The sequence below is a fragment of the Williamsia sp. genome (assembly GCF_016462415.1).
GTDB lineage: Bacteria > Actinomycetota > Actinomycetes > Mycobacteriales > Mycobacteriaceae > Williamsia_A.
The window spans coordinates 1-8,355 of record NZ_JAEMTF010000074.1; the positions used below are offsets into that span (position 1 = coordinate 1).

The window sequence follows — 8,355 nt, forward strand, 5'->3', positions numbered from 1 at the left end:
CGGTGAAGACGATCTACTCGACCACGATCCCCCTGTCGCTCTGATCCCCTGTCAGCCGCACGTGTGACCGGCGTCTCGAGGCAGACGGCCCCGAATCGGCGCCACACACGGTGACTTCAGCCACACAAGTGCACTTCAGCCACAAAACGGTCACGATTCGGGTTGGAGTGGTCTTCGGCCCATGTAACGATGTAACAGCGCGTGGGGTCTCGCGCTGTCCGTTGTTCCGCGAACGAAGGTTAGGTCACGAACTCGTGCTGACTCCCAAGTCCACCCATGACGCCGCACGGCGTCCGCGTCTGATGACGCGTCTCCTCATGGTCATGTTCGGCATCGTTCTCGCCGTCGTGGCCGTTCCGTCCGTCGCGAGTGCCGCCCCGGTGGCACCGCAGCCGACCATCCCCGGCCTGCCGGGCGTGCCGGTCCCGGACTTCATCAAGCCCCTTCTGCCGGCACCGCCCGCGCCGAAGACGACCCCGGAGCCCGCTCCGGCGCCGGTCCCGGTCGAGCCGGCTCCGCCGGTGGCCACCAAGACCGGTTGGGTCGCCCTGGCCGACGACGCCACCAAGGAACTGACCGTCTGGCACGAGGGCAAGATCGTGCGCAAGATGCCCATCTCCATGGGCTCGAACGATCACCCGACGCCGAACGGCACGTACTTCACCAAGGAGAAGTACCGCGACATGTACATGGACTCGTCCACGTACGGCGTCCCGGTCGACTCCGCGGAGGGCTACCGCACCTACGTCGAGTACGCCATCCGGATGAGCTTCGACGGCATCTTCCTGCACGCGGCACCGTGGTCGGTGGCGCAGCAGGGCAAGTCCAACGTGAGCCACGGCTGCATCAACGTGAGCACCGAGAACGGCAAGTGGGCCTTCGACAACTTCCCCACCGGCACCCCGATCGTGGTGCGCGGGACGGTCGGCGGCCAGTACGTCCAGGGCAGCTGATCCCCTACTGACACAATGAGATCCGGGCGGGCCGCACACGCGGTCCGCCCGGATTTTTGTCATCGGGTCACTCGGCTCCGAGGTCGTGGCCGTTGCTTGCCCCGGTGACCCGTGAGATCGCGCGCATCTTGTTCACCGCATCCAGGGCGGCCACCTTGTAACCCTCGGCGAGCGTCGGGTAGTTGAACACCGCGCCCACCAGGTAGTCGACGGTTCCGCCGCACCCCATCACGGTCTGGCCGATGTGCACCAGTTCGGCGGCGTTGCTGCCGAACACGTGCACACCCAGCAGACTGCGGTCGGTGGCGTGCACCAGGAGCTTGAGCATCCCGTACGAGTCCCCCATGATCGCGCCGCGCGCGAGCTCGCGATAGCGCGCCACCCCGACCTCGAACGGCACGTTCTCGGCGGTCAACTCGTCCTCGGTCTTGCCGACGAAACTGACCTCCGGGATCGCGTAGATCCCGATCGGCTGGATGGGATCGACGTCGCCCGCCGGCTCTCCGAACGCGTGGTAGGCGGCGCGCCGCCCCTGCTCCATCGACGTCGCGGCCAACGCCGGGAACCCGATGACGTCGCCGACGGCGTAGATGTGGGCGACCTCGGTCTGGAAGTTCTCGTTCACGTCGAGCCGCCCGCGCTCATTGCCCTGCAGGCCGGCCTTCGCGACGTCGAGCTCGTCGGTGACGCCCTGTCGGCCCGCGGAGTACAACACGGTGTCGGCGGGGATCTTCTTGCCGGACTCGAGGATGGTCAGGGTGCCCCCGGGGTGCTTCTCCACGGTCTTGACCGACTCGGAGAATCGGAACGTCACACCGCGTTCGCGCAGCTGGTACTGCAGCGCCTCGACGATCTCGCGGTCGCAGAACTCCAGCATGTTGGCGCGCTTCTCGACGACGGTCACCTTCGTGCCGAGGGCGGCGAACATCGACGCGTACTCGATCCCGATCACGCCGGCGCCCACGACGACCATCGACTGCGGGACGTGACTCATCCCGAGGATCTGGTCGGAGTCGACGATGGTCGCGCCGTCGAACTCGACCGACGAGGGTCGCGCCGGACGGGTCCCGACGGCGATCACGATGTGGTCGGCGGTGATGACCTTGCGTTCGCCGTCCGGTCCGTCGATCGAGATCTCGTTCGGGCCGGTGAACTTCGCGCTGCCGATCAACAACGCCACCCGATTGCGGGTCAGTTGGCTCTGGATGACATCGATCTCCTTGTTGACGACGTGGGCGGTACGCGCCGACAGGTCGGAGACGGTGATGTCCGCCTTGAGTCGGTAGGACTGGCCGTAGAGCTCCCGTTGACTGAGTCCGGTCAGGTACAGGACGGCCTCACGCATCGTCTTCGACGGCACGGTGCCGGTGTTGATGCACACCCCGCCCACCATGTCCCGACGTTCGACCACGGCCGCGTTCTTGCCGAGTTTGGCGGCCGCGATGGCCGCCTTCTGTCCGGCCGGGCCCGAACCGATGACAACCAGGTCGTAATGATCCACAGTTCCACTCCGCTTCCCGCGCGACATCGGCGCAACTGGCATCAGTCTCGCCCAGACCGGACGTGCGCACATGTCGAGCGGATGAATTCCGGCGGATGTGACCGTGACCCGGCCGGCAGCGCTCAGGCGGCCTCGGACATCAGGTCCGTGGCGAAGGTGGCCTGCACCTGCAGCCAGTGGGCGAGCACGACGACTCCGGGGTGGTCGCCACGCCCACCCAACGGTTCGGACGCGTAGGCGGTGTGACGCCCACCGCGTCGGTTGCGGACCCGGAATCCACCGATCACGATCAGCGCGGGCAGGTATCCGAGCACGTCGAACACGAGCCGTCGCACACGCGTGAGGTCACGCCGCCACTGCCGGGGTCGGATGGAGGTGCGAGCGGCGTTCTGGAACGTGTTGCGCCGCAGCTTCAGCAATGACGTACGCAGCCATCCGAGGAGGTCGTCGAGCGACAAGGCCTCGGTGAGATCGGCGACGTCGCGCACGAGCGAGTCGGCGTCGGCGTTACAGATCATGTCCGCGGGGTCGGCGATCCACAGCGTGGCGACACCGGTGGGTAGATCGGGTCCCGGGCCGGCGACACCGGAGCCCGCACACCCGTCGACGACGCCCGCCGGCTGGTGCGGGTCGGCTACGAGACCGACACCGATCACCCGACACAGGTCAGACCGACGGACGTGGTCACCCGCGAGAGCATGTCGGATCACGACACACCCCTGCGAATAGCCGATCAGCATGATCGGCCCCGGCGTCGTCGCGATCAGTGACCGCAGTCGATCCGATCCCACGGCGACGCTGTCGGCGAAGCTCATCCCGTGGCGTGCGGGTACCGGACCGTAGCTGGACGGGTAGCCCACCCATCGACTCCGGAACCGATCGTCGAGACGGTCGGTCACCCCGGCGAGCAGACCGGTGACGTCGGTGCGGGGGTCGCCGGGGAAGGACTCGCCGGTCCCGCCGACGGCCAGAACGGTCACTGTGGTCATGGTTCGATCATCGACCGCAACCCTGAGAGACCGACGGTCGCAACCCTGAGGATTCTCTGCGAACGAGAGACCGACGACGTTTAGTCGGGTTGACAGCTGGGGCACCAGAAGAGATTGCGCCCCTCCATGATCTCCCCGAGGATCGTGTTGCCACACACGCGGCACGGCTCGCCGCGACGTCGGTAGACGTAGCTCCGGGGACGCCCGCGCGGTCCGCGAACACCGTGGTCGTCCTCGGGGCGGATCGTGATGATCTTGCCCTTGCGGACGCCGACATCCATCAGTTCCACGGTGTCGCGCCACATCCGTTGCCACACATCGTTCTCGACTGCGGTGCCGATCCGCATCGGGTGCACGCCGGCGCGGAACAGGACCTCGGCGCGGTACACGTTGCCGATCCCGGCGACGATCTTCTGGTCCATGAGCATCGCCCCGAGGGCGCGCCTGGACTTGTGTATCCGCCGGAAGGCCTTGTCCGGATCGGCGTCTTTGCGCAGCGGGTCGGGGCCCAGGCGGGCGACGAGTGCGTCGAGGTCTTCCGGGGTGTACATCTCGCAGGCGGTGGGCCCGCGCAGGTCACCGCCGTGATCGTCGCCCTCGATGCGCAGCCGCACCTGTCCCACGGGTGCGGGCATCGGCGCCTTCACATCGGAGAACTTGCCGTAGAGCCCGAGATGGATGTGCACCATCGCACCGGAGTCGTAGTGGTGCAGCAGGTGTTTTCCCCAGGCCTCCGCGGCACGGAACACCTGGCCGTCGAGCGCACGCGCCTCGTCGACGAAACGGCCCTGCGGACTGCTCACGCGCAACTGCTGTCCGCGGTAGCGCCGGTGGTGCAGGCGAGCCAGGCGGTGAATCGTGTGGCCCTCGGGCATACGCCCTCAGTTCGCGGGCAGGGCGGGGGCCTGTCCCGTCCGCTCGTACTCGGCGAGGATGTCGATGCGACGCTGGTGGCGCGGCTCGTCCGACCATGCGGTCGACAGGAACGCGTCGACGATGGCCAGGGCCTGCTCGGTGGTGTGCATCCGCCCACCGATACCGATCAGCTGTGCATTGTTGTGCTGACGCGCCAGTTGCGCGGTCTCCACGCTCCACGCCAACGCGCACCGTGCGCCCGGGACCTTGTTGGCGGCGATCTGCTCGCCGTTCCCGCTGCCGCCCAACACGATTCCCAGGCTACCGGGATCGGCCACCGTCGCGGCCGCCGCGGCAATGCAGAACGCCGGGTAGTCGTCGAGCGCGTCGTAGGTGTGGGCACCGCAATCGGTGACGTCGTGTCCCGCCGCCTTCAGGTGGTCACTGATCAGGTTCTTGAGTTCAAAGCCGGCGTGGTCGGCACCGAGGTAAACGCGCATGGCGATCATTCTGTCATCTCGCCATGCGCGTCGGCGTGTGCGGTCGCTCAGTCGAACTGCGGGTTCTCGTGACGGCTGCGCTTCAGCTCGAAGAAGTGCGGGTAGCTCGAGAGCAGCACCGCACCGTCCCAGACCCGACCGGCGTCGTCACCGCGCGGGATACGCGACAGGACCGGTCCGAAGAACGCGATGTTGTTGATGTGGATGGTCGGGGTGCCCACGTCGTCGCCGACCTTGTCCATGCCCTCGTGGTGGCTCTTGCGGATGGTCTCGTCGAAATCGGTGGAGTCCGCGGCCTCGGCGAGTTCGGCGGGCAGACCGGCCTCGGCGAGCGATGCCTCGATGGCCTTGGCGAAGTCGTCGACGCCGTTGTTGTGGATCTGGGTGCCCATCGCGGTGTACAGCGGGTCGAGCACCTCGTGGCCGTGCGCGTCGACGGCCGCCTGCAGTACGCGGACCGGCTTCCACGCCTCCTTGAGCTTCTCCGCGTACTCCGCGGGGATGTCCTTGCCCTCGTTGAGGACGGCGAGGCTCATGATGTGGAACTCGACGTCGATGTCGCGCACCTTCTCGACCTCGAGGATCCACCGCGAGGTGATCCAGCACCACGGGCACAGGGGATCGAGCCAGAAATCCACGCGATCGCGCGTGCTGTCGGTCCCGGTCGTCGTGGTCTGATCGGCTGTCGCGGTCATGGATGACTCCTCGCTCGGCGAATGATGAGTTGGGGCTGCCCACCACGGACGGCGGGCGCTGCTCTGGGTTACAACCTACGTCGGCCTCGGTAATTCCCTTCCGGGTCTGATGCGGTAAGTGTGTGGGGACACCAGACACGGCTGACACCAGACACGACCAGGGGGAACATCGTGAGCGCACCCAATCTGACCCGCGACCAGGCCGCCGAACGATCGGCGACCATCTCGGTCCACACCTACACAATCGATCTCGATCTGACCGACGGCAACGGAAAACCCGGTGTCGAGACCTTCCGGTCGGCCAGCACCATCACCTTCGACGCGACGCCGGGCGCGTCGACCTTCGTCGACGTGATCGCGAGGACCATCCACTCGGCGACGCTCAACGGCACCGACATCGACGTGTCGGACTACACCGAGGAGGCCGGGATCGCGCTCCCCGACCTCGCCGAGCACAACGAGCTGACCGTCGTCGCGGACTGCATCTACTCCAACACCGGTGAGGGTCTGCACCGGTTCGTCGACCCCACCGACGAGTCGGTGTACCTGTACTCGCAGTTCGAGACGGCCGACGCGAAGCGGATGTTCGCCTGCTTCGACCAGCCGGATCTCAAGGGCACCTTCACCGTCACCGTCACCGCGCCCGCCGACTGGAAGGTCATCTCCAACGGTGCCGCCGATGAGAATTCGGGCACCGACGGCAAGCACTCCTTCGTCACCACCGAGTTGCTGAGCACCTACCTGGTCGCGCTGATCGCCGGACCGTACGCGCAGTGGACCGACACCTACACCGACGATCACGGGTCGATCGACCTCGGCATCTACTGCCGGGCGTCGCTGGGTGAGTTCATGGACCCCGAGCGTCTGTTCACCGAGACCAAGCAGGGGTTCGACTTCTATCACCGGAACTTCGGTGTCCCCTACGCCTTCGGCAAGTACGACCAGCTGTTCGTCCCCGAGTTCAACGCGGGCGCGATGGAGAACGCCGGTGCCGTCACCTATCTCGAGGACTACGTCTTCCGGTCGAAGGTCACCAAGGCGCTCTACGAACGACGCGCCGAGACCGTGCTGCACGAGATGGCGCACATGTGGTTCGGCGACCTGGTCACCATGAAGTGGTGGGATGACCTGTGGCTCAACGAGTCTTTCGCGACATTCGCGTCCGTCCTGTGCCAGTCGGAAGCCACCGAGTACAAGAGCGCCTGGACCACGTTCGCGACGGTCGACAAGTCCTGGGCCTACCGCCAGGACCAGCTGCCCTCGACCCACCCGGTCGCCGCGGACATCCCCGACATCGCCGCGGTCGAGGTCAACTTCGACGGCATCACCTACGCTAAGGGCGCGTCGGTCCTCAAGCAGCTCGTCGCCTATGTCGGTCTCGAGGACTTCCTCGCCGGCCTGCGCGACTACTTCGCCGCCCACAAGTTCGGCAACGCGACGTTCTCGGATCTTCTGGGGGCACTGGAGAAGTCGTCGGGGCGCGACCTGTCCGACTGGGGTGACCAGTGGCTGCGAACCACCGGCATCAACGTCCTGCGCGCAGATTTCGACACCGACGAGTCAGGGAAGTTCACCCGGTTCGAGGTCGTCCAGGAGGGCGCGGCGCCGGGTGCCGGGGAGCTGCGCACCCACCGGATCGCCGTCGGCATCTACGACGACGACTCCGACGGCAAGCTGGTCCGTGTGCAGCGGGCCGAGCTCGACATCGAGGGCGAGCGGACCGAGGTCCCCGAGCTCGTCGGGGTCGACCGCGGCGCGCTGATCCTCGTCAACGACGACGACCTGACCTATTGCACGGTCGCACTCGACGACCACTCGCTGGCCACGGCGACGCAGCGGATCGCCGACATCACCGAGTCACTCCCCCGGACCATGGTGTGGTCGGCCGCGTGGGAGATGACCCGCGGCGCGACGATGCGTGCCCGCGACTTCGTCGAGCTGGTCGAACGCGGCATCGGCGCCGAGACCGAGATCGGCGTGGTGCAACGCGTGCTCATGCAGGCGCAGACCGCGGTCGACCGGTACAGCGATCCCGAGTGGGCGACGACCACCGGATGGCCGACGTTCAGCGCGCGACTGCTGGAGCTCGCTCAGGCCGCCGAACCCGGTTCCGACCACCAGCTGGCGTTCGTCGGCGCGCTGCTCGGCGGCCTGGTCGGCGACGACGTCGTCATCACGCTCACAGCACTGCTCGACGGCGACGACCCGGCCGAGCACGGTCTGTCCGGACTCGTCGTGGACACCGATCTGCGGTGGAGCATCGTCACCGCCCTCGCCACCGCCGGGGCGATCGACACCGATCCGGATTCCACGCCGGTCATCGACGCCGAGGCCGAGCGCGACAACACCTCCGCGGGCGCCCGCAAGGCCGCCGGTGCCAGGGCAGCCCGTCCGCTCGCCGAGGCGAAGCAGTGGGCGTGGGAGCAGGCGGTCGAGGACGACACACTGTCGAACACGTTCGCGCGATCGGTCATCGGCGGCTTCGCACGGCCGGGACAGGGCGAACTGCTCGCCCCGTACGTCTCTCGCTACTTCGAGGCCGTGCCCGACGTGTGGCGACGACGGTCCAGCGAGGTGGCGCAGAGCGTCGTCATCGGCCTGTACCCGGGCTTCTCGGTGGACGAGGAGTCCCTCGCCCTCGCCGATCGGTTCCTCGAGGGCGACCACCCGCCGGCGTTGCGCCGTCTCATCCTCGAGGGACGCGACACCGTTGCGCGCTCCCTGCGGATCCGGGCGTTCGACGCGGGCCACGCCTGATCGGCCCACACACACCGACGCACGAACGCCGCGTCCCCGACAGGGGACGCGGCGTTCGTGTGGGTCGAGCCGAGCGCGTGGGTGCTAGGAGCGGGCGACAGCCGT

General features: G+C 67.3%; 7 protein-coding genes. 2 read left to right on the forward strand and 5 right to left on the reverse strand.

Annotated features, from left to right (window positions below):
- Positions 1-302 precede the first annotated feature (302 nt).
- A complete protein-coding gene (locus JHC79_RS16480) occupies positions 303-953 on the forward strand; it encodes a L,D-transpeptidase (protein ID WP_296392785.1) in 651 nt (216 codons plus the stop codon).
- Positions 954-1,020: 67 nt separating this feature from the next.
- Here the strand turns inward: JHC79_RS16480 and sthA are convergent, their stop codons facing one another.
- From sthA to JHC79_RS16505, 5 genes are all read right to left on the reverse strand, one after another.
- The gene (sthA, locus tag JHC79_RS16485) at positions 1,021-2,454 is read right to left on the reverse strand and encodes a Si-specific NAD(P)(+) transhydrogenase (RefSeq protein WP_296392748.1); all 1,434 of its coding nucleotides are present in this window, start codon (positions 2,452-2,454) and stop codon (positions 1,021-1,023) included.
- Positions 2,455-2,576: 122 nt separating this feature from the next.
- The gene (locus tag JHC79_RS16490; protein ID WP_296392750.1) at positions 2,577-3,443 is read right to left on the reverse strand and encodes a PE-PPE domain-containing protein; all 867 of its coding nucleotides are present in this window, start codon (positions 3,441-3,443) and stop codon (positions 2,577-2,579) included.
- Positions 3,444-3,523: 80 nt separating this feature from the next.
- Positions 3,524-4,318 (reverse strand): DNA-formamidopyrimidine glycosylase family protein, encoded by a 795-nt coding sequence (locus JHC79_RS16495; protein ID WP_296392752.1) that lies wholly within the window; start codon positions 4,316-4,318, stop codon positions 3,524-3,526.
- 6 nt (positions 4,319-4,324) lie between these two features.
- Positions 4,325-4,798 carry a ribose-5-phosphate isomerase gene (locus JHC79_RS16500; RefSeq protein ID WP_296392755.1) on the reverse strand — a complete coding sequence of 158 codons (474 nt, stop codon included), beginning with the start codon at positions 4,796-4,798 and terminating at the stop codon, positions 4,325-4,327.
- Positions 4,799-4,845: 47 nt separating this feature from the next.
- Positions 4,846-5,493, reverse strand: a complete 648-nt coding sequence (locus JHC79_RS16505) for a DsbA family protein (RefSeq protein ID WP_296392757.1) — start codon at positions 5,491-5,493, stop codon at positions 4,846-4,848.
- Between the two features lie 171 nt (positions 5,494-5,664).
- On the opposite strand from JHC79_RS16505, the gene pepN reads away from it, so the two are divergent.
- A complete protein-coding gene (gene pepN, locus JHC79_RS16510; RefSeq protein ID WP_296392759.1) occupies positions 5,665-8,250 on the forward strand; it encodes an aminopeptidase N in 2,586 nt (861 codons plus the stop codon).
- Positions 8,251-8,355 lie beyond the last annotated feature (105 nt).

Coding starts and splice junctions, on each gene's coding strand:
- JHC79_RS16480 (WP_296392785.1), top strand. CDS start 303: ATGACGCGTCTCCTCATGGTCATGTTCGGCATCGTTCTCGCCGTCGTG.
- JHC79_RS16500 (WP_296392755.1), bottom strand. CDS start 4,798: ATGCGCGTTTACCTCGGTGCCGACCACGCCGGCTTTGAACTCAAGAAC.
- JHC79_RS16505 (WP_296392757.1), bottom strand. CDS start 5,493: ATGACCGCGACAGCCGATCAGACCACGACGACCGGGACCGACAGCACG.
- JHC79_RS16495 (WP_296392752.1), bottom strand. CDS start 4,318: ATGCCCGAGGGCCACACGATTCACCGCCTGGCTCGCCTGCACCACCGG.
- JHC79_RS16490 (WP_296392750.1), bottom strand. CDS start 3,443: ATGACCACAGTGACCGTTCTGGCCGTCGGCGGGACCGGCGAGTCCTTC.